We start from the raw sequence: 25,727 nt of genomic DNA on the forward strand, positions 1-25,727 counted from the left end.
TCTCCTAAGCAATTTAGGAAACAAACCTTAATACATTAATTTATCAACCATTATATATTTAGTATCTAAGTTTCACTACTTTATATTCAATAAGCTATTTCCTACGTACACTAACTCCAATGAAAACTAGCAAAAATATAATAAATAAAATGCTATAAATTAATTTGTTACCTATACTAGTACTTACAATCTGAACGTTGTATATTAAAAAAATATCTAAAATAATTAATAAAATAATAAAAGACATATAAAATTTATTTTTCAATAACATTAGCTACACCTCCAGATAATTTAGAAATTAAAGCTACTTTAATCTAAAATAACCAATCACTAAAAAACGCTGTCTGCAATGGGCATAATAGAAGGCGTTTGGGATTTCAACATTTGTATTGAAACTATTATTTATCCGACTAATTATAATATATTGCATTTAACTCACTTTGCAAATTAAAGTATAAAATTACCCTCACCACCAAAGCAGTGAGGGGATTATATTTTTCTGTATAAAACTTTGCACTAAGGTATTATAGCCCTTAAAAAGTAAATAGATAAAAGATTTTATTTATTTTCTTTGCTATCTTGGCTCTCTTTGTCTTGATTGTCTTTGTTTCCTTTATCTTTATCCTTAGATTCTTGCTCTACACCTTCAGGGTCTTGTTCTTTTGCGTTACCTTTTTTAGGGTTATAGTTTGCGTCTTCAGTATATTCATTACCAGCATTCCATAATAAGAATTCATTTACGCCATTATCTTTAAGCGCTTGAACTTGCTCTGATACGGCTTTCGCATCGTAATCAATATAATTACCATCGCCTAAGTAAGATGCAGTGAAATCTTGAATCCATGGACGAGAAATTGGTTTTTTCTTACCAAGTGTATCTAATAATTTATTTTCTTTTTGGATATAACGGTTAACTGTTTTATAAGGTTCAGTATCTGGTGCGTCTAAACCAAAGTCTCCATTACTCCAGTGTGATGGATAAATCATTGATGAAATTGCGTCTACATTTTCAGAGATTTTAGGGAAACTTTGACCGATACCTGGTGCATTCTTAACTAATGCAGAGTAACCAAATACATCGGCTGATACGTTAACACCCATAGGTTTTAGTTCTTTATTGGCATGTTCTAAGAATTTAGTGATCGTATCCACACGTTGATCGCCTGAACTCATCTTACTATCTTTATAAGCCCCTTTATTATAAGTTAAGCTATCTGCTTCATTTTCAAAGCCTTCAGGGAAACGAACGTAGTCGAATTGAATGTCTTGGAATCCAGCTTTAGCGGCTGCTTTCGCAACATCAATATCGTAGTCCCAAACTTCTTTCATAAATGGATTGATGAAGCTATCCCCTTTACCATTCGTCCATACAGAGCCATCACTATTTTTAAATGACCATTCAGGATGTTCGTTAGCTAATTTCGTATCTTTAAACGTTACGATACGCGCAATTGGATAAATATTGTTGTCATGTAATTTTTTCAATAATTTTTTACCATCAACAATATCTAATGTGTTTTTGTCTACTTGTTTGTTTCCTGTGTTAAGCTTCATAGTAATGTTACCTTCGTCATCTTTAACGTCGATAACCATTGCGTTCAACTTAGAATCTTTAATGAATTTAACGAGTTCATCCATTTTATCGCCTTGTGTTGAATTGCTTGTTACGTAAATTCCTTTTACGCCTTCTTTAGGATAGTCTACTTTATTTTCATTGTTGTTTTTCTCATTGTTCTTTTTCAACTTATCACTTTGACTATTAGTTTGTTCGTTCTTCTGGCTGTCCCCTTTTTGCCCGCTATCTGATGAGTTATCTCCATTACTGCAAGCAGCAAGTAACAAAGCACTTGTTGTTAATACAGCAAATATTTTGTTCTTTTTCATTCCCTTAGCCTCCGAAAATTTTTATATGTATAATTAGGCTCTCTTATTAGAAAAGTAAGCAATTTATAGTATTTAAAACATTCCATTCAAAAACCTAACTTTCATTTAGAATAGCATATTTTCTTCAATAATATTGGATTTTGTAAGATTTTATTTAACAAATCAACTATTTTTTTATACTTTTAAATTTTAATAACAAATACTGCTATTTTTTTCGGAAAAGAACTAAATATATCTATATCATCGTATATTTAATCTTTTCAATAATGTATTAAGGCGTAAATAAGGCTATTTTATGAAACTATAAACTGTAAAATATGAATTTTCAATAAATATAGGTTTTATAGCTTGAGAATATAGATGATTTTTATCATAATAAATATGAAAGTTAATTAAAGGAGTGGAAAGAGTAATGAATAAAGAACAATTAGAAAAAATGACTAATGGAAAAGGTTTTATCGCTGCATTAGACCAAAGTGGCGGTAGTACTCCAAAAGCATTAAAAGAATATGGTGTCAACGAGGACGAATATAGCAACGATGATGAAATGTTCCAACTTGTACACGATATGCGTACTAGAGTAGTAACTTCACCTTCATTCTCTCCAGACAAAATTTTAGGTGCTATCCTTTTCGAACAAACAATGGATCGTGAAGTTGAAGGCAAATATACTGGCGACTATTTAGCTGATAAAGGTGTTATTCCTTTCTTAAAAGTCGACAAAGGTTTAGCTGAACAACAAAACGGTGTTCAATTAATGAAACCTATCAATGACTTAGATGACACATTAGACCGTGCAGTTGAACGTCATATCTTCGGTACTAAAATGCGTTCTAATATCTTAGAATTAAACGAACAAGGTATCAAAGACGTTGTTGAACAACAATTTGAAGTTGCTAAACAAATTATTGCTAAAGGCTTAGTACCAATCATCGAACCTGAAGTTAACATTAACGCTAAAGACAAAGCTGAAATTGAAGAAGTATTAAAAGCTGAACTTAAAAAAGGCTTAGACGCTTTAAATGATGATCAATTAGTAATGTTAAAATTAACTATACCTACTAAAGCTAACTTATACAAAGAATTAGCAGATCATCCAAACGTTGTCCGCGTAGTTGTATTATCTGGCGGTTACAGCAGAGACGAAGCTAACAAATTATTAAAAGACAATGATGCATTAATCGCAAGCTTCTCACGTGCCTTAGCAAGTGACTTACGTGCTAGCCAATCACAAGAAGAATTCGATAAAGCATTAGGTGACGCAGTAGATTCAATCTACGACGCTTCAGTAAATAAAAACTAAGAGTCACTCTTAATAATAAAGAGAGCGGGACTGAAATCAAATGTAATTTCTAAGATTTCGTAGTCCCGCCGCGGCAAGGTTGACTAGAAATGAAGAAAGTGAGGCTCGAACGCTTTTTCATTTCAGACAACTACTGCCAAAACTAGAGACTGGGCCATTATTATATTAAAGGCTCAGTCTCTTTTTATATAATATAAGTTCGCGATGGAAACTCAATTTGTCATCGCTATATTACTCTATTGTTGGTTTTGATGTTCTTCAAATAATTCTCCTACTTGATTAAAGAAATCACCAAATTTTTGTGCTGCGTTATCTCCAAACATTTCCTCTAAATTCGCTTGTGACTCACTGGCACTTTGTTGAGATGTTTCATACATAGTTGCTTCATAAGCTTGTAGTGCATCTTTTAACTCATCGTGTGCTTTAATAGCTTTAGCTAATAAATAGGCATCGTAAAATGCCATATTCACGCCTTCACCCGCAAAAGGACTCATTAAATGTGCGGCATCACCGATTAAAGTTAAATTAGCTTGGTTCTCCCATTTAAATCCTATTGGCAATTTATAAATACGACGTAACAATAAGTCATCGCCAGCGTATTCAATATATTTTTTCAAATCTGCGTCCCAGTCACTAAAATCGTTTAATAACTGTTCTTTAATTTCAGCTTTGCTCATCGCTTTAAATTGATCAAATTCATCGTAATCCATTCGATAAGACATATAGACTTTTATACGTCCATCACCGTTAACTTGTCCTAATATCGCTTTATGGTCACCAAAAGCCATCATTTTCCCATTTTTGTTAAATTGAGCTAAATCGGGATATTGATTAAAGACATCTTCAACGTTTAATTCCACCATTGAAATGCCATTATATTCTACATCTACATTGGCTAAGTACGGTCTTACTTTTGAAAAGGCTCCATCAGCCCCCACTACGAAATCAAATGTCATTGTACTGGCATCATCAAATTCAACTTCAATTTGGTTATTATCTAAATGAGTTAATCCTTTAAATGCTTTATCATAAATGACTGTGTGATCATGCAATTGTTCAGAGATAAGATCGCATAGTTCACCGCGGTCAATTTCAGGTCGACCACCTTCTACTTCAGGATCCGCTGTCTCTTCATAATATACTTTGCCATTTTTATCTAAAACACGAGTGTCTTCGCCTTCAAAACGCGCAAGTTCTTTAAATTTATCAATAATTCCTGTTTCTTTTAGAGGTAATTGACCACTTTCTTCATGAATATCTAAAGAACCTCCACGGTCTGCATTCACTTCTAAGCCCGCTTTTTCAAAAATATTAACTTTAAACCCTTGTTGTTGTAATAGTAGTCCTAACATTAAGCCACCAGGGCCACCACCGATAATACCTACACGTTTCACATCTTTAATATTCATTCCTATATACCCCCAAATAATTATTTATTGAATTTTTCTAGTCTTTCTTTAGTTTCTTCAACAAATGCGTCAAATTCTTTTTTAGTTTCTTCATCTTGTAATGCTTGTTGGCTCGCTTTCATAAATCCGTGGAAAACTTCTTGTAACTGTTCACGCATTGCTTTCATTTGTTCAAAATCAACATTATCAAATTGGTTTAAACGTTGTGTGAATTCATCTTGGTCAATATTGTCTTTTAAGAATATTTTACCTTCTTCAGTAATTGTATAGATTTTTTTATTACCAGCTTTTGAAATAGAAACAAAGTCTCTATCTTCTAACATTTGTAAGATTGGATATACAGAACCTGGGCTTGGTGAGTAGAATCCTTTAAAGCGTTCTTCTAAGTCTTTAATAAGTTGATAACCATGACGTGATTCTTCTTCTAACATTTTTAGAATAATGAACTGTAAATTTCCTTTTTTGAAAAATCTGTCACGGCCTCCGCCACGACGACCACCGAATTGTTCAAATTTATCAAATCCTCTTTGTCCTCTACCAAAATCAAATTGTTCAAATTGGCTCATTCTTTGTCTCATATCTTGTGGGTTTCTTCTATGCATCATATTAATCACCTTTACTTGTATTATTATTAATTACTTTTTCGATATATCGATATAATAAACGATATATCGTTATATGTAAAGCGATATATCGAAATAAATTTTTAAAAAAATAAATACTGTCCCGGACAATATTGTCAGAACAGCATTTATCTTCTATTTTTCATTAAATTCTTCATTCTCTAAAAGACTTAAATCACCAAATAACGGTTTCCATTCATCAATAGTATAATGTTTTATTACTCTGCTTCTTCCCAAAACTGATTACTGAAAATATCTGCGTTCATATATCTCATCTCCTATACGTTTATGTTATACCCGTAGTCTAACCTCATCTCAGTATGATTTAAAAATTCAGCCTAGCATTTAACAGTTATTAGATGAAAATAAACTTATTCGGATTTTATTATAATAATATGCGTATTTTAAAAACCACCAAATAACTTTAGATAAAATTATTTAGTGGTCTATATTTCAAGGTATTCAATAATGTAATTATAATGATTCTCCATTTGATTCAATCACATTGCGATACCAATCAAATGATGCTTTTTTTGTACGTTCAAGCGTGCCTTGACCTTCATTATCTCGATCCACATGAATCAAACCATAACGCTTTTTCATTTCACCAGTCGTAAATGAAACAATATCAATAATGCCCCATGGCGTATAACCCATTAACTCTACGCCATCTTGGTCTACCGCTTCAATTGCTGCATTGATATGTTCACGTAAATAATCGATACGGTAGTCGTCTTGAATCGTACCATCCTCTTCAAACTCATCTACTGCACCGAAGCCATTTTCAACAATAAATAAAGGAATTTGATAACGATTATATAACGTATTCAATGTGTAACGTAGGCCTACTGGATCAATCGCCCATCCCCAATCACTCTTCTCAATATATGGGTTCTCAATAGAATTCGGCAATCCTCCATTTACAATATTATCTTTAATAACCGTTTCATTATCATGCTTAACTACTGTAGACATGTAATAACTGAAACCAATGTAATCTACTTTACCTTTGCGCAAAATTTCATCATCACCATCTCGCCATCCAATATCGATATGTTCACGTTCAAACATCTTCGTCGCATAACCTGGGTAATAACCACGTACATGTACATCTGGGAAGAAGAAACGCAGACGATTAGCGATTTCAGCTTCCATAATATCTTGGGGATTACAACTGTATGGATAAATTGGGACATGAGAAATCATCGCGCCAATTTCGAAATCTGGATTAATTTCTTTACCGACTTTCACGGCTTTGGCACTCGCAATTAATTCATTATGCGCCACTTGATATAACACTTCTTGCTTATTATCCTCATCAGTTAACGATACGCCTGAATTTGTCCATAAGAAGATTGGATTATTGGTATCCATTTGGTTGTTAATTTCGTTAAATGTCATCCAATATTTCACTTTATCTTTATAACGCTTAAACACTGTTTCTGCAAAATGAGCAAAGAAGTCTGCCACTTTACGATTTCTGAAACCGCCATACTCACGTGCTAAATGTAACGGCATTTCAAAATGTGATAATGTAATGACCGGTTGAATATTATATTTCAACAGTTCATCAAATAAATCATCGTAGAATTGTAAACCTTCTTCATTTGGTTCACTTTCATCGCCATTAGGAAAAATGCGTGTCCAAGCAATAGAAGTACGCAAACATTTTAACCCCATGTCACTAAATAATTTCACATCTTCTTTATAGCGATTATAGAAATCAATACCGACATGATTTGGATAGTATTTATTCGGGTCAACTTGTTGTGTAATCTCACGCGCTTTTCCATGTGCACCTGCCGTCATTACATCGATGACACTTAACCCTTTACCACCTTTATCATAGCCACCTTCAAATTGATTGGCAGCCAATGCGCCACCCCATAAAAAGTCTTGTGGTAATTTAGCCATAATATAAAACCTCTTTCTTCTTTATTTATACTCTATTTTTTAACTACCGTAATCACTTTATCCTTAGCTTCCACATGTTGAACATCACCCACGATAACTTCCCATTTATCATCTAATGTCCATTAATTTTACTATTTTAATACCCTGAGACCGTTAAAAATAACAATTATAAAATGAGTTATTGAGGTAAATATAATCCTCGTTACACTTTAGAATTTAATTATACTTCAATTATTTTTCAACGATGTATTGATTGTGATACGCCTGCAGAAATAACATGCGTCTTGAGACCACAGGCTCAAGCCATGCCCGTGGCAAGAGAGCAAATCAATACAAAATGACAACATAAAAAGACCCATAAATGAATTTCAATAAACTCATCTATGGGTCTTCTATTTAGTTTAATCTCGTTAGTTTACGAGTATATTATTTAGCGTCTTCGTAATAACCTAATTCAAGGTCTTCAGAAGTTTGACGACGTATTTTTCTCATTAATTCAACGTCTTCGATTAATGATTCACCGTATGAAGGAATCATTTCTTTGATTTTAGATTTCCAAGCACCAATTTGTGCTGGGAAGTTTTTCTCAAGAACTTCTAACGCTACTGATACTGAAGTAGATGCCCCTGGTGATTCACCAAGTAAAGCAATTACTGAATGGTCTTCAGAGTTAACCACTTCTGTACCGAATTGGATAAATCCTTTACCTTCTTTTTCAGTATCTTTAATAACTTGTACACGTTTACCTGCAGTGTATAATTCCCAATCTTCATCACGTGCTTCAGGATAGAATGTACGTAAGTGGTTCATACAACCTTCTTTAGTCATGATAATTTGATCAAATGAATATTTGATTAATGGTAAGTTTTTAACCGCTGCAGCTAACATTGTAGTAAGGTTATACGGTTTGATAGATTTGAATAAATCTAAGTTTGAACCATTTTTAAGGAATTTAGGTCCTACGTTAGCGAATGGTCCGAATAATAATGTTCTTTGACCTTCAATGTAACGTGCATCAAGGTGAGGTACAGTCATTGGTGGTGTGCCTGGTGGCTCTTTACCATAAACTTTCGCTCCATGTTCTTCAATAACTTGAGGATTAGTACAAGCTAAGAATTGACCAGTGATTGGGAAACCACCTAAATGTTTACTTTCAGGAATTCCTGTTTTTTGTAATAACGGAATCGCTGCACCACCGGCACCGATAAATACATAGTCAGTAACTTCTTCAAATACGTTACCAGTTTTAAGGTCTTTGATTTTAACTTGCCATTTACCATTTGATAAACGTTCGAAATCTAGAACTTGGTGACTATATTTAACTTCAACATTGTCATCTTGTTCTAAATGTCTAGCCATTTTACGTGTTAATTCACCGAAGTTTACATCTGTACCTTCGTCGATTTTACTAGCGGCCATTTTTCCATCATCAACACGACCTTGCATCATTAATGGAATCCATTTTCTCATTACTTCAATATCTTCAGTATATTCGATGTTATCGAACATTGGAGATTTTCTCATTGTTTCGTAACGTTTTTTCAAGAATTCTTTATTGTTAACGCCTCTTACAAAACTGATGTGTGGAAGAGGATTAATAAATTCTTTTGGATTTTCAATATGTCCTGCTTTCACTAAGTGACCCCAGAACTGTTTTGAAATCTCAAATTCTTCGTTAATTTCTTTTGCTTTTTCGATGTCAATTGAACCATCTGGTTGTTGAACAGTGTAGTTCAATTCACAAAGTGCAGCGTGACCAGTACCAGCATTGTGGCGTTCGTTAGAACTTTCAAGGCCTGGTCGATCCATACGTTCATAAAGCTTGATGTTCCAATCAAGTTCAAGCTCATTTAACATAGAACCAAATGTTGTACTTAAGACACCAGCACCAATTAAAATGACGTCTTTTGATTCTGCCATGGTTGTACACCTCTCCAAATTTATTAATTAACAATACATCAGATTACTACTACTTTCTTTTTCTATTTATAAAGTAATATTGTCCCTTAAAATGTTTGTTAAGTCTTTCACTATTATGTTAAAACAAATATGGTAAATTGTAAATTGAAGAAACCGAAATAAAAAAGTTTTTAATATAATCTTAATTTAATACATTTGGCTCCAATCTTTACGGTAAAAAAATAGGTGTATCAATAATAATCCAATATAAATTCAAAAATTTTAGTCTGACCACCCTTTGAAAATATCATTCAACGTATACAAATAGGCTTGAAAGTGATTTTGATCAAACCACTTCCAAGCCTATAATCGATAATTTTATCTTTTTTCGCTCTTTTACTTTTTTCTTATAATTAACATTTATTGTTTAGGCTGTAAAAATTTTTCAATATAAAATGCGGATTCCTCGATAGATTTATATTCTGTATTAATCACGGTCGCATTTAATTTCTTAAATACTTCTTCAGCGTAAGCCAATTCTTTCTTAATTCGATCCAAGTTATTATATCTTGATTCACTTGATAGACCTAATGTTTCTGCGCGATTTTTACGTATATTCGCTATATATTGTGGGCTAGCAGTTAAACCAAATACTTTTAATCCTTTTTGTTTATACACGTTATCCGGAATTTCAATTTCAGGTACTAATGGAATATTAGCGATTTTATAACCTTTATTTGCTAGATACATACTTAAAGGCGTTTTTGAAGTACGTGATACACCTACAATCAAGGCGTCCGCTTCTCCTATATCTGTAAAATGTTTACCATCATCGTACTTAACTGAATACTCAATGGCTTCGATACGTTCGAAGTATTCGTCATTTAATTTACGTAATGCGCCACTTTCCATTAGTGGTTGGTGATGAGTTACCTTTTCAACCATACGGATTAAATCAGACATGTAATCGATATAAGGGATGTCGTGTTCTCTCGCATATTCATGTCCTAATGCATTAAAAGATTCCCCTACCAATGTCGTTGCGACAATCGCATGTTGTTCACGTGCTAAATTTAAAACATTTAGAAATTCATTTTCATTTTTGATGTAAGGAAACTTTTTAATTTCAATATCCGTTAAGTCAGGAAATTGTGTTAGTGTCGCATGAATCATTCGTTGTGCTGTTTCACCAATAGAATCAGATACTATAAATAACTTTAAGGCTTGTTCATTAGGTTGAGTTTCGTTCACGTTATTACTCGCTTTCCTCCGCTTGACTCTGAGCTGTTGCTAAAATTGCACCTGGTACACGGAATGGTGAACAAGATACGTAGTCAATCGCTAATTGGTTGAAACGATGGATAGATATCGCATCGCCACCTAATTCACCACATACACCTATTTTAATATTAGGGTTCACTTTCTTCGCTTGTTCAACTGCAATTTCAATTAATTTACCAACACCGTCTTGATCTAGTGTTTGGAATGGGTCAAGCTTCAATATGTTAGTTTCAGTATACACATTTATAAACTTCCCTGCATCATCTCTTGAAAAACCAAATGTTAATTGTGTTAAATCGTTAGTACCGAAACTGAAGAAATCACAATGTTCCGCAAGTTCATTTGCGATGAGACATGCACGTGGTGTTTCAATCATTGTGCCGATAAGATAGTCTACTTTATCGCCTTGTTCTTGTTCCAATTTCTCAATAGTGTGTACGAGTTTTTCTTTTAATGTCGTAAATTCTTCCACTGTTGATACTAATGGAATCATAATTTCAGGTTGGTAAGCTACGCCGTCTTTTTTAAGTTTTAAGACGCTTTCCATAATCGCTTCCACTTGCATTTCATATAATTCAGGGTACGTGATAGCGAGTCGACAACCACGATGGCCTAACATTGGATTCACTTCATGTAAGTCTACAATACGTTTATTCAATACATCTTTAGAGATATTGAGTTGTTTTGCCACATTTTCAACATCTTCATCAGAATTAGGTAAAAATTCATGTAATGGTGGATCAAGGAGACGTACAATAGTTGGGCGTTCTCCTGAAAGTTTGAAAATAGCTTCAAAATCTTCTACTTGATATTTACGGATGTTATTCAAGGCTTCAATACGTTCTTCATACGATGATGATAGGATAAAACGACGCATTTCAACTAAACGTTCAGCACCAAAGAACATGTGCTCTGTACGTACTAAGCCGATACCTTTCGCACTAAATTGATAGCCTGCTGAAATATCTTGAGGTGTTTCTGCATTCATACGTACATTTAAGCGTGCAATATCTTCAGACCATTCCCTAAATTGGTTAAAGGCTTCACTATGCTCTGCGCTAACCGTTTTGATTTCGCCAATATAGATATCGCCTTTAGAGCCATCAACAGAGATTGTATCACCTTCGTGAAGTTCTCCACCGTTGTAATAAATCGTCTTCGCTACTGTATTAATCTCTAAATCAGAACAGCCAGTTACACAACATTTACCCATACCACGCGCTACTACTGCTGCATGCGACGTCATACCACCATGAGTTGTGACGATGGCTTCACTTGCGACCATTCCTTCAATATCTTCTGGTGATGTTTCTGGGCGCATTAAGATGACTTTCTTTCCTGCCTCTGCTTGTGCTTTAGCATCTTCAGCCGAGAAGACGATTTGACCTGTAGCCGCCCCAGGACTTGCTGGTAGACCCATTTTAGAAATTTCTGTAGCTTCTTTTAACGCTTCCTCATCAAAATTAGGATGCAGTAATTGATCAATTGATTTCACATCTACTTTTGTCATTGCTTCTTCTTTAGTAATAACGCCTTCTTCTACTAAATCAACAGCAATTTGAATGGCAGCACGTGCAGTACGCTTACCATTACGTGTTTGTAATAAGTACAATTTTCCATTTTCAATCGTAAATTCAATATCTTGCATGTCTTTATAATGTTGTTCTAATTGTTGAGTTACTTCGACAAATTCTTTATGAACTTCGGGCATTTGGTCGTTTAATGTTGAAATATCTTTTGGTGTACGAATTCCAGCTACTACATCTTCACCTTGGGCATTTAATAAATATTCGCCAAATAATTTACTCTCTCCAGTCACTGGATTACGGGTAAAGGCAACGCCTGTTCCACTATTATCCCCACTATTACCAAAGACCATTTCTTGAATATTCACTGCTGTACCAATATCATGTGGAATCTCATTTAAATCACGATAAATTCGCGCACGATCATTGTCCCAAGATTTAAATACTGCTTCAATGACTTCTTCTAATTGTTTTAACGGTTCTTGTGGAAAAGGTTTATACACTTCTTCTACATAAATTTCTTTAAAACGTTCACAAATTTCTTGTAAACCTTCTGCCGTTATTGCAGCGTCATTCTCAAAGTTATGACGTTGTTTATAATCTTCAAAATATGTATCAAATGATTGCATCGGTACGTTATATACAACCTCACCGAACATTTGTAATAAACGACGATAACAATCATAAGCAAAGCGTGCGTCGCCAGTTTTATCTGCAAGCTTCATCACGTTATCATCATTTAACCCTAAGTTAAGAATAGTATCCATCATACCTGGCATCGAAATTTTTGCACCACTACGCACAGATACAAGTAATAAATTGGCATCAGATGAGAATGATTTCCCTGTTCTTTCTGAAAATGCTGTAAGATGATCAATCAATTGTGTTTTAACTTCAGTAGACAATGATTTACCTTGACGTAAATATTCAATACACGCCTCTGTCGTAATTGTAAAACCATCAGGTACAGGTAAACCTAAACGTTTCATCTCAGAAAGGTTAGCTCCTTTACCTCCTAGTAAATCTTTCATGGACTTCTGTCCTTCATCAAATGCATATATGTATTTTGTCATGTTTATACCACCTCTATATTTATTATGTCATACTAATTAATTATGAGTATGTCATATAGTATGAATAATTACAATCAAAAACTATATTCATTTAGGAAACGTTTACAAAAACGCCATAAATCAGTCATAATTATGCCTTTCAAACACTTCATGCTTTTATATAATCAACAATACAATTGTGTCATACTATTTGTCTTCGAAAAGTTTTGAAATTTATTTTAAAGTTATTCTATCCTTTTCCAAAAATAAAAAATCCTCATACATAACTAGAAGTTATTCTAATCATATATGAGGATGATCAATATGCTTTACTATTTAAAGCCATTTTCTTTATTATATTTTTCACGTTCGGCATCACGCAACTCTACACGACGCGTTTTACCAGAAGTTGTTTTAGGTAGCGAGTCGATAAATTCAATTGCACGTGGATATTTATATGGTGCAACTTCATTTTTCGCAAAAGCTTGTAATTCTTTTACTAAATCTTCATCACCATTATAACCATCTTGTAATACAACGAAAGCTTTAACAATATTACCTCTAATTTCATGTGGGCTAGCTACTACCGCACATTCTTTTACTGCTGAATGATTGGTTAAAGCATCTTCAACTTCAAATGGCCCAATTGTATAACCTGAACTGATAATAATGTCATCACGGCGCCCTTCAAACCAGAAGTAACCATCATCATCAATATGTGCTAGATCTCCGGTAATATAATAATCACCAGTTTCCGCAGCTTTTGTACGTTCTTCATCTTTGTAATATCCTTTGAAAAGTCCTGGGAAATCTAGAGGTAATGCAATGTTCCCTTTCACATTTCTCTCTACTGGATTGCCCTCGTCATCTACTACTGTAGTACCGCTTCCAGGAATTTGTTTACCCATTGATCCTGGTCTTGGTTCAGTGTCTTTTAAGAAACCAATCAATAATGTACTTTCGGTTTGGCCATAACCATCGCGTACAGTTAAATTAAAGTTCTTACGGAATTGTTCTACAACTTCACGGTTCAGTGGTTCGCCAGCTGACACAGCACTATGTAGATGTTCTAAATTATAATCTTGAAGATTACTTAATTTAGCCATCATACGATATTCAGTCGGTGTACAACATAACACGTTAATTTTAAAGTCTTGTAGTAGTGATAAATAGCGTGAAGGATTGAATTTACCATTATAGACAAACGCAGTAGCGCCTGAACCCATAATTGATAAGAATGGACTCCACACCCATTTTTGCCAACCAGGTGCAGCAGTAGCCCATACTAAGTCATCTTCTCCAATGCATAGCCAATGTTCAGGTGCCATCTTCATATGAGCAAAGCCCCAGCCATGTGAATGCGTAACAGCCTTTGGATTACCTGTAGTTCCTGATGTATAAGATAAAATCGCAATATCATCTCTAGATGTTTTTTCGATTTCAAGCTCATCACTTTGTGTAGCTTTTTCATCTTCAATATTGATCCAACCATCTTCATAGCCGTTGATGATAAATTTTGTTAAAGTGTCATACTCTTTAATTCCTTTAAATTCTTCAATAAAGTCGGCCATTGTAATAATAGCGTCAATCTCACCATGTGTAACACGATATTGTAAATCTTTTGTTCTTAACATTTCAGAACTTGGAATAATTGCAATTCCTAATTTCAAAGCGGCAAGATAAAGTTCATACGTCATGATAGCACGAGGCATCATAATTAAAACTTTATCACCTTTTTTTAATCCATGATTTAGTAAGACATGACCTACTTTATTCGCATTTTTAATTAATTCTGAATATGTAACAGTCTTCGTTTCGTCTGTTCCGTTTTCATAAATAAGTGCTTGTTTAGTGACATTTGAGGCATGCTTTTCAATTTCAGAAACAATATTATAGGTTTCTGGTGCCAATAAGCTTGTATTATCCATTACTATACTCCCTTTCGGTTCTACTTAATTATCATATTATCAAACACTTTAGGACAATGAAATTTAAATCCCTTGAGTAAGCGTTTTAGTTCTATTTTTCTTGAAAATTAAAAAGATTAAGTTCCTAATGTCTAAAATCTACTGACAAGAAACTTAATCTTAATTGTTAAAAAATATGTGCTAAATCAACTTTAGATTCTAAGCCAGCTAGTTCAATACGTACATTATAAGACAAGTCACGATTCACAATATCGCGATCGACACCTTCTTTAGTACCTCTTTTTTTATGTGTTTTACTGTAAGCTGTAGAATTCTGCCAATCATAAAAGGCTTGTCGACTTTCCCATAGCGTTAAAATAATATAGTGACGTTCTAATGATTCAGGGCGTAAAAAGCGTAACGCTTTAAACCCTGGTTCCTCTTGTAAATATTTAGGTCGTTCTAAAAACTTCTTCTCAAATTGATGCTCCATTTCATCATTAACAAACAAATGATTCAAAACGCAAAAGGAGTCGTTTGATAAGTCGTTAATTGCTTCTAACACGTTATAGTGATGAAGATCATTATTTTTCTTGATAGCTATTTCTTGGTCAGTTATTTCTTCAATTACATATGTCTTATAACTGTCATTTAAAATCATAATTTACTTCCTTCATTTCTAAACTAGCATCAAGCTATCTTTGATTTTTATATCTATATGTTACTTCGTAGTCGACTTTGTTCATATAATGAAATAGAACGTTTGACGATTTCTAAAAATTCATGATCTAATGTTGGAATTTTTAAAAAGTAATTTAATATGTTTTCTGAGAAATTCTCATGCTTTGGAAAGTATTGGTCTTGATTAATCCACTGCGTGAGTTCACCTAACGGAGTCTTATCACCAATAAAACCTTGCATAAATTCATAAAAACTCATCATCTCACCCCAGTGTCTAGATATATGCTAATACTATCACGATACCTCGCTTAACACTAGTATTGAAACTGAGATAGATAAATTGATAACGTCTACCACCTATAATTATATCTATTATTTAGAACTTAAATAATCTAAGACTACCGCACCAACCGCCTCTGCAGCAACTAACATACTTTTTTCATCGATATTAAATTTTGGATGGTGATGAGGGTATACTTTACCTTCTTGTGGCGCTGCACCTGAGTAAATAAACGTACTTGGTAATGCTTTAGCGTAGAATGCGAAATCTTCTGATGGTGGTTGTGCCTCACATTCTTCAACGCCTTCGACATCAGCTAAATCTGCATTTTGGATTGTTGTTGCTACATATTTTGTGAAATCTGGATCATTATACAATGCAGGATAATCTTTACTAAATTCAAAATCACATTTCACGTCGAATGTTTTTTCCAATCCCTCAACAATTTGTTGTAGTGCCTCTTCGATACAATCACGTGTGGCATCAGTTAATGCACGCACATCACCTTCTAAGGTTACCTTGTCTTTAATGACATTGAATTGCCCTTTTCCATCGAAAGAACCAATCGTTACTACACCTGTTTCAAAGGGATTTAAACGACGTGACACAATCGTTTGCGCCGTCGTTACAAAGTTTGCTCCGGCTACAATAGCATCATTCGCCGTATGTGGAGAAGAACCGTGCCCACCTTCTCCTTGAATAGTCAATTTAAAGTATGAACGGCCAGTTTGAACATTCTCAGGACGGTAATACACCTTACCAGGCTCCATATTTGTCATGACGTGGGCGCCAAGTACATGGTCTACACCTTCTAACACGCCATCTTCAATCATGCCTTTAGCACCACCCGGCGGCATTTCTTCTGCAGGTTGATGAATAACGACTACCTTACCATTAAATTGGTCTTTCATCTCAATCAATGTTTCTGCCAAAATTAACATATAAGCGGTATGCGCATCATGACCACATGCGTGCATAACTCCATCATTTTCCGAGGCAAATGAAAGTCCTGTGTCTTCCTGGATAGGTAAAGCATCAAAGTCTGCGCGAATAGCAATGGTCTTACCAGGTTGTCCGCTATCGATTGTCACTTTAACGCCATTGTCGCCTACATTTGTATCGACAGTACAATCTTTATCTTTATAGAAGTCAGCAATATATTGAGGCGTCTCAGTTTCTTTAAATGACAATTCCGGATGTTGATGTAAGTGCCTACGTATGTCAATCATACGTTCCTCTTTATCTTGTAAACGTTGGACTAAATCTTTAGTCATGTCTATCCACTCCTTTTGTTATATTATAAGACTTTCACTCTGTCTTATGTTGTTACACACTTTAAATATGAAGTAGATATAGTTAACTTTTTGAATGCATTAAAATGCTATTTAAATTCTTAAAAATGAACACTTCTTGTTATTACCCTAAAAATAGAAGAAAAACAGAGATTTAATGTTTTTTGAATATAGTTCCGTCCTTCCTCGATAAAGTTAATTAAAAATAGTAAAAGGAATTTTAACGTGAAAGCATTTAAGTTGATTACTGTTCCGAATGTAAAAAAGACTAGAACACTTATAATATAAATGTCCTAGCCTGGTTATAGCTATACGATATTAATGTTTATAATATGGGTCGAATTCCATAGCGCCTGCTTTTTCATCGCTCACGCCGTGTTTATAGTAATCTACGTATTGAGGTTCTAATGGTTCTTTACCACGAATAATATCCGCCGCTTTTTCAGCTAACATAAGGACAGGCGCATGGATATTACCGTTTGTGGTTCTCGGCATAGCAGATGCATCTACTACACGTAAGTTTTCCATACCGTAAACTTTCATTGTTAATGGGTCTACTACTGCCATTGGATCAGAGGCAGGTCCCATTTTCGCACTACATGAAGGGTGTAGCGCAGTTTCGCCATCTTTTCGTACCCAGTCTAAAATTTCTTCATCTGTTTGTACTGATGGTCCTGGTGAAATTTCTCCGCCGTTAAATGGATCCATAGCATGTTGCGACAAGATATTTCTAGCTACGCGAATCGCTTCCACCCATTCCTGTTCATCTTCTTTTGTTGATAAATAATTGAAGACAATGCTTGGTTTTTCAAATGGGTCTTTAGATTTAATTTTTAAGCTACCACGTGAATTAGAATACATCGGGCCAACGTGCACTTGGTAACCATGAGCAACTGGCGCTTTTTGACCGTCATATCTTACCGCAATTGGTAAGAAGTGGAACATTAAGTTTGGATAGTCTACTTGATCATTAGATCTTACGAAACCGCCACCTTCAAAGTGGTTAGATGCTGCTGCACCTTTACGCGCAAAGATCCATTGCAAACCAATCCATGGCATACGTTTAATATCTAGACTAGGTTGAAGCGATACAGGTTGTTTACATTTATGTTGAATATACACTTCTAGGTGATCTTCAAAGTTCTCACCTACGCCTGGTAAATGCATACGTGGTTCAATACCTTTAGATTTTAAGAATTCAGCATCACCGATACCTGATAATTGTAATAATTGAGGTGTATTAAATGCTCCACCAGATAGAATAACTTCGCCAGCTTCTACTGTGTGAAGTTTGCCATTACGTTTGAAAGTAACACCTGTTGCTTTATTACCATCAAAATGAATTTCAGTGACAAACGCACGTGTTTTAACTGTTAAGTTTTTGCGTCTCATTGCGGGGTGTAAGTAAGCTCTTGAAGCTGACACACGACGTCCATTATGTACTTGGCTATCAAAAGGTCCAAAGCCTTCTTGTCTATAACCATTTACGTCTTTCGTTTTATGATAACCAGCTTCAACTCCGGCATCAAAGAATGATTTAAATAAAGGATTTGTCGCAGGACCTCGTTTCAATTTAATTGGACCACTATGACCTCTAAATTTATCATAAGGCGCCGCACCATAAGTTTTCTCTAAACGTTTAAAATAAGGTAAACAGTGAGCGAAGTCCCACGTTTCCATGCCTTCTGGTTCTGCCCATCCTTCATAGTCCATTGGGTTACCACGTTGATAAATCATCCCGTTAATTGAACTAGAACCACCAAGCACTTTACCACGTGCATGGTCTACCTTACGCCCCATATGTGGTTCTTCTTCGGTTTCATAAATCCAATCATAAAATTTATTACCTGATGGGAACATTAATGCAGCTGGCATTTGAATAAATAAATCCCATGGATAATCACTACGTCCTGCTTCTAATACCAATACTTCTTTATCTTTATCTTCTGACAAACGATTGCCTAATACAGAACCGGCACTACCGCCACCGATAATGACATAATCGTATGATTTGTTTTCACTCATGTTGAATTCGTCCTCCCTTAAAAATGGAATTATGTTTATCTAAAATGTATTTAAGTTCGATACGCTCATATATGATATTTGAAAAATGCAGCCTGAGACATCAATTAAATGTTCTGGACTGCATTATATTTGGTAGTAAATGATTGAAATGAACATCCGACAATACTTGACATTGCCTGACATTGTCCATTTTCAATCCATTCTACCGGGATACGAATGCACAATCTCTGAACTCATTCTAGATTCCGAATCGCTCCCATAGTTATTAGCATGAAACTTTTATTTACTGAAGAAATTTACTGGTTCTGGATTAGTATTTGTTAAGATATGTTTACTAATTAAGTACTCTTCTAATCCTTCTTTACCTAATTCACGTCCAATACCTGATTGTTTATAACCGCCCCATGGTGCTTGAGCAAAGTAAGGATGGAAGTCATTAATCCATACGGTACCTAATTTAAGTTTGTTAGCTACACGTTGGGCTTTACCGATATCTTTAGTAAATACTGCACCAGCTAAACCGTAAATTGAATCATTTGCTAATTTGATTGCTTCTTCTTCACTGTCAAAGCCTTCGACTGTTACTACTGGTCCAAATACTTCTTCTTGAACAATACGCATTGACGTATCGCAATCTGTAATGACTGTTGGCTCGAAGAATAAACCGTCTTGTAAGTCTTCTCTGTCAGGACGCTTACCACCAATTGCGATTGTAGCGCCATCTTCTTTAGCTACTTCCATGTATTTTTCAATTTTGTCACGGTGTTCAGTAGAAATAACTGGTCCCATTTCCGTCTCATCATCGAAACCGTTACCTAATTTAATTTTACCGACACGATCGATTAATGCCTTTTCGAATTTATCTTTAATATCGTTATGCACTAAAATACGTGAACCTGCTGAACAAACCTGTCCGGCATGGAAATAACCACCATTTAATGCTTGGTCTACTGCTAATTCGAAATCTGCATCATCAAAGATAATATTTGGGTTCTTACCGCCAAGTTCTAACGCAATATTAGTTACGTGGTTGGCTGCATTTTTCATAATATGTTTACCAGTTTCAATACCGCCTGTGAATGATACTAAGTCAACTTCTTCATGACCTGATAATGTATCGCCAACTTCTTCACCACTACTTAAAATAAGGTTGATCACACCTTTAGGGAAGCCAACTTCTTCCATTAGTTCAAACACACGAATAGTAGTTAATGGTGTGATTTCACTTGGTTTCATTACAAGTGAACAACCTGTCGCTAACGCCGGCGCAATCTTCCATGATGCTTGGAGTAATGGATAATTCCAAGGAGTAATTTGAGTTACTACCCCTACAGGTTCTTTAACGACTTTACTTTCTGAGTTTGGAATTGGCGTATTAATAATTTCGCCACCGTCTTTATCTGCAAGTCCGGCAAAATATGTGAAAACATTTGCGATATCATCCATATCTGCATATGATTCTTCTAACGTTTTACCAGTATCTAATGTTTCCAATTTAGCTAATTCATCACGATGCTCTGTAATTTTGTCAGCAATTGCTCTTACTTTCTTGCCTCTGGCTTCACTTGTTTCTAATGACCATTCACCAGCTTCAAAAGCACGACGCGCTGCTAAAATAGCTTGTTCAGTATCTTCAACTGTACCTTCTGCTACTGTGAAGATGACTTGTTGATTATAAGGATTGATAATTTCTCTTGTGTTTCCATTTGAGCTTTCGACCCATTTACCATCAATATATTGACGATTAGACAATTTTTCTACAAGTTCCATCAAACGACCTCCGTTAAGTTTGTTAAATTTTTATTTAACGAATTTTACAGAACTAGATTAGCATAATTTCCGTAGTCTTGCAACTTGGTGCTTTATGCCCGTTTTCCTCTTTTTGAAAATAAAAACCCCAAAAACACAAATCCTGATAACACACTTTTGAAAGTTTCGAGAAAACAATTTATAATGGTTGAGAATTGAAAAAATGAACGCATATATTTGTTTATTTCGTAGTAACAAATATGCAGTGATGGAGGTGCAAGATGGCACGTTCAGTGAACTACGACCAAAAGATTGAAGAGGCTAAAGATTTAGTCATTAATTCAATTGGTGAAACAATGGATTTATACGGCACAAATAGAAGTGTAGGTAACTTATACGGCACGATGGTCTTCGAAGGTAGCATGACGCTTGATGAAATGCGTGAACATTTACAAATGAGCAAACCAAGTATGAGTGCAAGTGTGAAAAAGTTACAAGAATTCGATATCGTAAAACAACAATTTACGCGTGGTAGCCGAAAACAACATTTCATAGCTGAGAAGAACTTCTTTAATTTCTTCCGTAATTTCTTCACTCAAAAGTGGGAACGCGAAGTAGATAGAAATTTAGAGGCAGTCGAAAAGGCTGAGTTACTATTACAAGAAACGTTTCAAGGCGTGGAATTAGACGCTGAAACACAGGCTGAAGTTGATAACATTCAAGCTCAGTTAGATCACACTAAAAAATACTGTAAATGGTTAGACAACTTAAGCAACGCTATTGAAAGTGGCCAAATATTTGAACATTATCCTATACCAGAAGATGATGACGACTAAAAAGAAGAGCCGACAGATTTCTAATGTAAGTTCAACGTTTTCTGTCTCGCTTTAGCCAAGTTAGACCATGTTACTTTTCTAAGTAATTTAATGTAAAACTACATACAATCAACGTAGTATTGTTGGTGAGACTCCTGGGGGAATAGGATGAGCGTCGAGACCGAGGCTCGACCCATCCCCTAGGAAAATGCGGGCCAAACAATACAAAATATTGATATAAAAATAGGAGTAAAGATGATTACTAATCAAATCACCTTTACTCCTATTTTTTGTTATAAATTATCGTCTTCTGGGTCTTCTTTTACTTGAACGATACGAAGTGAGCGTCGTTCAATCTCTTTAAGTTTATCCGCACGTGTTTCTAGTTTAATCCGATCTTTATTAAGCGTAATAATAAACGAAATCATCATAAAGATAAAGATTACAATCAACGGTACACTGGCAAGAATAGACGCTGTTTTTAACACTTCAAGCGCTCGTTCCCCACCTACTAACATAAGTGAGAAAGGTAATAAACATAATGCGAAAGCCCAAAATAAACGATTGGCTTTTAAAGGTTCTCCAACAACTTTCTTTTGTGAGGCAGCCGCTAAAATGTAAGAACCTGAATCGAACGTAGTAGCTAAGAATAAAAACGCAGAAATTAAAAATAATACTACAATCAATGTTGAGAATGGCAATTGATGCATGACCTCAATAATCGTAGCTTCAGTACCATGTGAATTTAAGAAATTAATCACGTTAAATTCACCTGTAATTTGCAAGTAAACTGCATAGTTACCAAAGATACCGAAGAATAATAGGCATCCTAATGTACCATAAATAATTGTACCTAAAATAACTTCTTTCAAGCGACGACCTTTTGAAATACGGGCGATAAATAACCCAATAAATGGCGCATATACTAACCACCAGGACCAATAGAAAATCGTCCAATCTTGTGAGAAATTAGTTTCTTTACGTCCTTTAATACCTCCAAAAGGTTCCACCCATGTTGCCATATGGAAGAAGTCTCTTAACATATTACCGAATCCTGTAATAGTCGTCTCCATAATAAAAACGGTTGGACCTACGATAAATACGAAAGCTAATAAAATGAATGATAGCCATACGTTAACATCACTCAGTTTTTGAATCCCCTTCTTCAGGCCAGTATAAGAACTGATTGCGAAGATTACCGTTATAGTTAAGAGGATAATTGAACGTACCACCATGTTCTTACCGTCGATACCCGTTAATCTCTCAATGCCGGCTGAAATCATTGGTACACCCAGGGCAAGTGACGTCGCTGCCCCTCCTAACAATCCAAAGATAAATAAAATATCTACTAATTTACCTAAGAATTTATCAGTTTGACCTTTTAATACCGGACGACATGCTTGACTAATTTTATAGACTGGTTGTTTTTTAACGAAGACTAAATAGCCGATTGGTAAGGCTGGCAAGACATATATTGCCCAGGCAATAGGTCCCCAGTGGAACATGCCATATTGTGTTGCGTATGTAAGAGCTTCATCTGTCATTCCTTTTGCGCCATTAGGTGGGACTTGGTAGTAGAATGCCCACTCAATAACACCCCAATAAAGAATATCTGATCCGATACCCGCGCAGAATAACATTGATGCCCAGCTAAAATTGTTAAATTCCGGCTTATCACTTGCTCTTCCTAATGTGACATTGCCGTATCTGCCAAATGCTATGTAAAGTACAAAGAATAAAATTGCTAATCCCATAAATAAATATACAGAACCTATTGAATTAGAGATTGCACTGTTAATATCAGTAATCACTGTTTCACTAGCTTTTGGAAAAGCCATCATAGGAATTACCGCGACGAGTAGTACGACTACCGTCCCTATAAACGTTGGCCAATCCATAATCTTTTGACGTTTCAATTGTGTTCCTCCTCATTATAGTTATATCAATAGATGGTTTGACACACTTTATTCACATATTGACGATATCTAAAATTAAATAAAAATGCAAATTACATTCAAAAACTACCAATAAAACTATTGAATAAATATATATTTCTGACAAATTTTTCAGTATTTAAGATTGCCATAACAAGAGTGTTAAATTAAAAATTAACGTATTTAACAATTTTTATAATGCATTTATATTGTATATTTATACTTATAATATGAATTTATATTTATTTCTATTTTTTATAAGACAACTACTTTTTAAGCAATAAAAAAGAGAGAAACCGAAATCTAATAGATTTCGATATTCTCTCTAATTTGGCAGTTCTCTATATCTAATATCCTAATATTGCTTTAATCAAGAAACCAACTATAATTGATACGATAATCGTAAAGAATCCTGGAATAATAAAGCTTGTTGGTCTCGTGCGACCTGTTTCATCTAAACTCACGGCAAATAACAATGTAGGTTGTGCCGGAATAACAAAGTTAACATTGAGTGTTTGGACCATAGCAATAAAATACATAGGTGGTATCCCCATGCTCATCACAATCGGCACCATAATTGATGCTGTAGCTGTTTGTGAAATAACAATCATCGCCACAATAGCCACTAGAATAATAACTAGCCAAGGTACAGATTGGATTGTTTTACCAATATCATCTTGTATAATTTTCAAATTTTGAGGTGCATTAAATACAGTTGCACCCAACCACCCAGGACCTAATACAGCGAACAGTGCACCTATAGCAGACTGTGTAATATTTGAAGATAATATATCGCTTGTATTAATTTTTAACATCAATAAGTTAATAGCAGCACTTAGATACATAAAGAATTGGACAATTTCCGTCATTGTAACTTTTACCGTAGAACCATCGACGTTAAATGATGGCATGAGATTTGGGAATACACCAAACGTCAGAATCCCTGCTACACATAGGAGAAAAGAAAGCACGCCAAGTTTCGTTTTAGTTGAAAATGAATGCGCTACATCAACGTCAGGTGTATGAGCAATTTCGCTAGGAGTTACGCTAGATTTGCGTCCAACAAACGTACAAAATACACTTAGCATTAACATCGTAATAATAGCAGTCGGTAAGACAATACTTAAATATTTCCCCATCGAGATATCATAGCCAGCCATAACAGAGATGAGATAAGCGGTAGCTGAAGCTGCTGGACTACAAAGCAATGCTAAATTAGCCGTTAAGACAGATGCTGTTAATGGGCGCTTCGGTTGAATATTTGCTTTAGCGGCCGTATGTGCAATAATTGGCTCTAATGAAAGAGCAATATTTGCCGTACCTACCCCAAATACAAATAAAAAGACAATCATTGGTGCAATAAATATGATTGATTTGGGAAAACGTTCGATAATTTTAGAAGCAAGAAAGACTAAGTAGTCTATTCCACCTGTAGCTTGTAAAGTACCGCCAGCGATACCAATAGATAAAATGATTAAAATTGCAGTAACAGGTGCCGAACCTGGAGGCAGTTGAAAGCCAAATATCATAATAAGTTGCGCCACGATGGCGAAGATCCCACATCCTAGTGCGCCAGCTGTACGCAATCCTAATAATATGGCCAATATCATTATGATAATTTCTACTACAAACAGTAGCATGATAAGCGCTCCTAACTTTTCAGAAAATTATTGTGATTTTTTTAACATAGATTATTTTACCACTTCAATATGTTAAAAGTATATAATTGACAAAAATTCACAAAGTTAAATGCATATAATCTGTGAACATCTAAATTTTTCCATATAATATAATAATAAATGATAACGATTATCAAATAAAGTTAATAACATAAAAAATTCCTTTGAAAGTAAGATGTAACATACTACTTTCAAAGGATTATAAATTATCTATCGCGTCTCTTTATTGTGATAATCTTTATTTATATCATCTTTGAGTTCAACTTTACCAGACTCATCATATGTTTCTTCATCATCGGTATGACCTCGTGCCATACGTAAATTTCTTTCTTCTTCTTTTTGTTTTTGCTTTTTAGAACGTTTGTCATAGGCACGCTCTTCTAATAAAGAGCCCCAAATTAGTCCACATATAATAGCAATAGTTACTATAACGATTAATCCTATGATAATCCATTTTATTACTTCAAATGCCAT

The 25,727-nt window shown here is 34.8% G+C and carries 18 protein-coding genes; 2 read left to right on the forward strand and 16 right to left on the reverse strand.

Annotated elements, in window-relative coordinates; all coding sequences use genetic code 11:
• Positions 1-558: 558 nt before the first annotated feature.
• On the reverse strand, positions 559-1,884 hold the full coding sequence (locus CD147_RS06000) for a putative glycoside hydrolase (protein WP_103166513.1): 1,326 nt from the start codon (positions 1,882-1,884) through the stop codon (positions 559-561).
• A 412-nt stretch (positions 1,885-2,296) separates the two neighbouring features.
• On the opposite strand from CD147_RS06000, the gene CD147_RS06005 reads away from it, so the two are divergent.
• Positions 2,297-3,187: a fructose bisphosphate aldolase gene (locus CD147_RS06005; RefSeq protein WP_103166514.1), complete on the forward strand. Its 891-nt coding sequence runs from the start codon at positions 2,297-2,299 to the stop codon at positions 3,185-3,187.
• Between the two features lie 236 nt (positions 3,188-3,423).
• On the opposite strand, the gene CD147_RS06010 is transcribed toward CD147_RS06005, so the two are convergent.
• From CD147_RS06010 to betB, 12 genes are all read right to left on the reverse strand, one after another.
• Positions 3,424-4,596: an FAD-dependent oxidoreductase gene (locus CD147_RS06010; RefSeq protein ID WP_103166515.1), complete on the reverse strand. Its 1,173-nt coding sequence runs from the start codon at positions 4,594-4,596 to the stop codon at positions 3,424-3,426.
• 20 nt (positions 4,597-4,616) lie between these two features.
• Positions 4,617-5,198: a PadR family transcriptional regulator gene (locus CD147_RS06015; protein WP_103166516.1), complete on the reverse strand. Its 582-nt coding sequence runs from the start codon at positions 5,196-5,198 to the stop codon at positions 4,617-4,619.
• Positions 5,199-5,693: 495 nt separating this feature from the next.
• Positions 5,694-7,133 (reverse strand): 6-phospho-beta-glucosidase, encoded by a 1,440-nt coding sequence (locus tag CD147_RS06020; protein ID WP_103166517.1) that lies wholly within the window; start codon positions 7,131-7,133, stop codon positions 5,694-5,696.
• Positions 7,134-7,559: 426 nt separating this feature from the next.
• The gene (lqo, locus tag CD147_RS06025) at positions 7,560-9,053 is read right to left on the reverse strand and encodes an L-lactate dehydrogenase (quinone) (RefSeq protein ID WP_103166518.1); all 1,494 of its coding nucleotides are present in this window, start codon (positions 9,051-9,053) and stop codon (positions 7,560-7,562) included.
• 399 nt (positions 9,054-9,452) lie between these two features.
• Positions 9,453-10,283 (reverse strand): pyruvate, water dikinase regulatory protein, encoded by an 831-nt coding sequence (locus CD147_RS06030; protein ID WP_103166519.1) that lies wholly within the window; start codon positions 10,281-10,283, stop codon positions 9,453-9,455.
• A gap of 4 nt (positions 10,284-10,287) precedes the next feature.
• Positions 10,288-12,912, reverse strand: coding sequence for a pyruvate, phosphate dikinase (gene ppdK, locus CD147_RS06035; protein ID WP_103166520.1), 2,625 nt, complete (start codon positions 12,910-12,912; stop codon positions 10,288-10,290).
• Positions 12,913-13,223: 311 nt separating this feature from the next.
• Positions 13,224-14,819: an acyl-CoA synthetase MbcS gene (mbcS, locus tag CD147_RS06040; protein ID WP_103166521.1), complete on the reverse strand. Its 1,596-nt coding sequence runs from the start codon at positions 14,817-14,819 to the stop codon at positions 13,224-13,226.
• Positions 14,820-14,985: 166 nt separating this feature from the next.
• A complete protein-coding gene (locus tag CD147_RS06045) occupies positions 14,986-15,459 on the reverse strand; it encodes an antibiotic biosynthesis monooxygenase family protein (protein ID WP_103166522.1) in 474 nt (157 codons plus the stop codon).
• 53 nt (positions 15,460-15,512) lie between these two features.
• Positions 15,513-15,737 (reverse strand): YozE family protein, encoded by a 225-nt coding sequence (locus CD147_RS06050; RefSeq protein WP_103166523.1) that lies wholly within the window; start codon positions 15,735-15,737, stop codon positions 15,513-15,515.
• Positions 15,738-15,851: 114 nt separating this feature from the next.
• Complete coding sequence (locus CD147_RS06055; protein WP_103166524.1) at positions 15,852-17,033, reverse strand: amidohydrolase; 1,182 nt, start codon at positions 17,031-17,033, stop codon at positions 15,852-15,854.
• 336 nt (positions 17,034-17,369) lie between these two features.
• Complete coding sequence (gene betA, locus CD147_RS06060; RefSeq protein WP_103166525.1) at positions 17,370-19,076, reverse strand: choline dehydrogenase; 1,707 nt, start codon at positions 19,074-19,076, stop codon at positions 17,370-17,372.
• Between the two features lie 279 nt (positions 19,077-19,355).
• Entirely contained in the window at positions 19,356-20,846 is a 1,491-nt protein-coding gene (gene betB, locus CD147_RS06065; protein ID WP_103166526.1) for a betaine-aldehyde dehydrogenase, read from the reverse strand.
• 260 nt (positions 20,847-21,106) lie between these two features.
• Between betB and cudC the strand changes: the two genes are divergently transcribed.
• Entirely contained in the window at positions 21,107-21,661 is a 555-nt protein-coding gene (gene cudC, locus CD147_RS06070; protein WP_103166527.1) for a choline uptake/conversion transcriptional regulator CudC, read from the forward strand.
• A gap of 272 nt (positions 21,662-21,933) precedes the next feature.
• On the opposite strand, the gene CD147_RS06075 is transcribed toward cudC, so the two are convergent.
• The 3 genes from CD147_RS06075 to CD147_RS06085 all read right to left on the reverse strand — a co-directional run bounded on the left by CD147_RS06075 (position 21,934) and on the right by CD147_RS06085 (position 25,727).
• Positions 21,934-23,556 carry a BCCT family transporter gene (locus tag CD147_RS06075; RefSeq protein WP_103166528.1) on the reverse strand — a complete coding sequence of 541 codons (1,623 nt, stop codon included), beginning with the start codon at positions 23,554-23,556 and terminating at the stop codon, positions 21,934-21,936.
• A gap of 365 nt (positions 23,557-23,921) precedes the next feature.
• The gene (locus tag CD147_RS06080; RefSeq protein ID WP_103166529.1) at positions 23,922-25,214 is read right to left on the reverse strand and encodes an anaerobic C4-dicarboxylate transporter family protein; all 1,293 of its coding nucleotides are present in this window, start codon (positions 25,212-25,214) and stop codon (positions 23,922-23,924) included.
• Positions 25,215-25,463: 249 nt separating this feature from the next.
• The gene (locus CD147_RS06085; protein ID WP_103166530.1) at positions 25,464-25,727 is read right to left on the reverse strand and encodes a hypothetical protein; all 264 of its coding nucleotides are present in this window, start codon (positions 25,725-25,727) and stop codon (positions 25,464-25,466) included.

Origin of the sequence: Staphylococcus devriesei, from assembly GCF_002902625.1 — a bacterium.
In the GTDB taxonomy this organism is placed as follows: domain Bacteria; phylum Bacillota; class Bacilli; order Staphylococcales; family Staphylococcaceae; genus Staphylococcus; species Staphylococcus devriesei.

Bases quoted from the DNA above. Each gene is read 5' to 3' on its own strand.
- betA (WP_103166525.1), bottom strand. From the start codon at position 19,076: ATGAGTGAAAACAAATCATACGATTATGTCATTATCGGTGGCGGTAGT.
- CD147_RS06005 (WP_103166514.1), top strand. From the start codon at position 2,297: ATGAATAAAGAACAATTAGAAAAAATGACTAATGGAAAAGGTTTTATC.
- cudC (WP_103166527.1), top strand. From the start codon at position 21,107: ATGGCACGTTCAGTGAACTACGACCAAAAGATTGAAGAGGCTAAAGAT.
- CD147_RS06085 (WP_103166530.1), bottom strand. From the start codon at position 25,727: ATGGCATTTGAAGTAATAAAATGGATTATCATAGGATTAATCGTTATA.
- CD147_RS06055 (WP_103166524.1), bottom strand. From the start codon at position 17,033: ATGACTAAAGATTTAGTCCAACGTTTACAAGATAAAGAGGAACGTATG.
- CD147_RS06045 (WP_103166522.1), bottom strand. From the start codon at position 15,459: ATGATTTTAAATGACAGTTATAAGACATATGTAATTGAAGAAATAACT.
- CD147_RS06050 (WP_103166523.1), bottom strand. From the start codon at position 15,737: ATGAGTTTTTATGAATTTATGCAAGGTTTTATTGGTGATAAGACTCCG.
- CD147_RS06020 (WP_103166517.1), bottom strand. From the start codon at position 7,133: ATGGCTAAATTACCACAAGACTTTTTATGGGGTGGCGCATTGGCTGCC.
- CD147_RS06000 (WP_103166513.1), bottom strand. From the start codon at position 1,884: ATGAAAAAGAACAAAATATTTGCTGTATTAACAACAAGTGCTTTGTTA.
- CD147_RS06080 (WP_103166529.1), bottom strand. From the start codon at position 25,214: ATGCTACTGTTTGTAGTAGAAATTATCATAATGATATTGGCCATATTA.
- CD147_RS06015 (WP_103166516.1), bottom strand. From the start codon at position 5,198: ATGCATAGAAGAAACCCACAAGATATGAGACAAAGAATGAGCCAATTT.
- ppdK (WP_103166520.1), bottom strand. From the start codon at position 12,912: ATGACAAAATACATATATGCATTTGATGAAGGACAGAAGTCCATGAAA.
- betB (WP_103166526.1), bottom strand. From the start codon at position 20,846: ATGGAACTTGTAGAAAAATTGTCTAATCGTCAATATATTGATGGTAAA.
- CD147_RS06010 (WP_103166515.1), bottom strand. From the start codon at position 4,596: ATGAATATTAAAGATGTGAAACGTGTAGGTATTATCGGTGGTGGCCCT.
- mbcS (WP_103166521.1), bottom strand. From the start codon at position 14,819: ATGGATAATACAAGCTTATTGGCACCAGAAACCTATAATATTGTTTCT.
- lqo (WP_103166518.1), bottom strand. From the start codon at position 9,053: ATGGCAGAATCAAAAGACGTCATTTTAATTGGTGCTGGTGTCTTAAGT.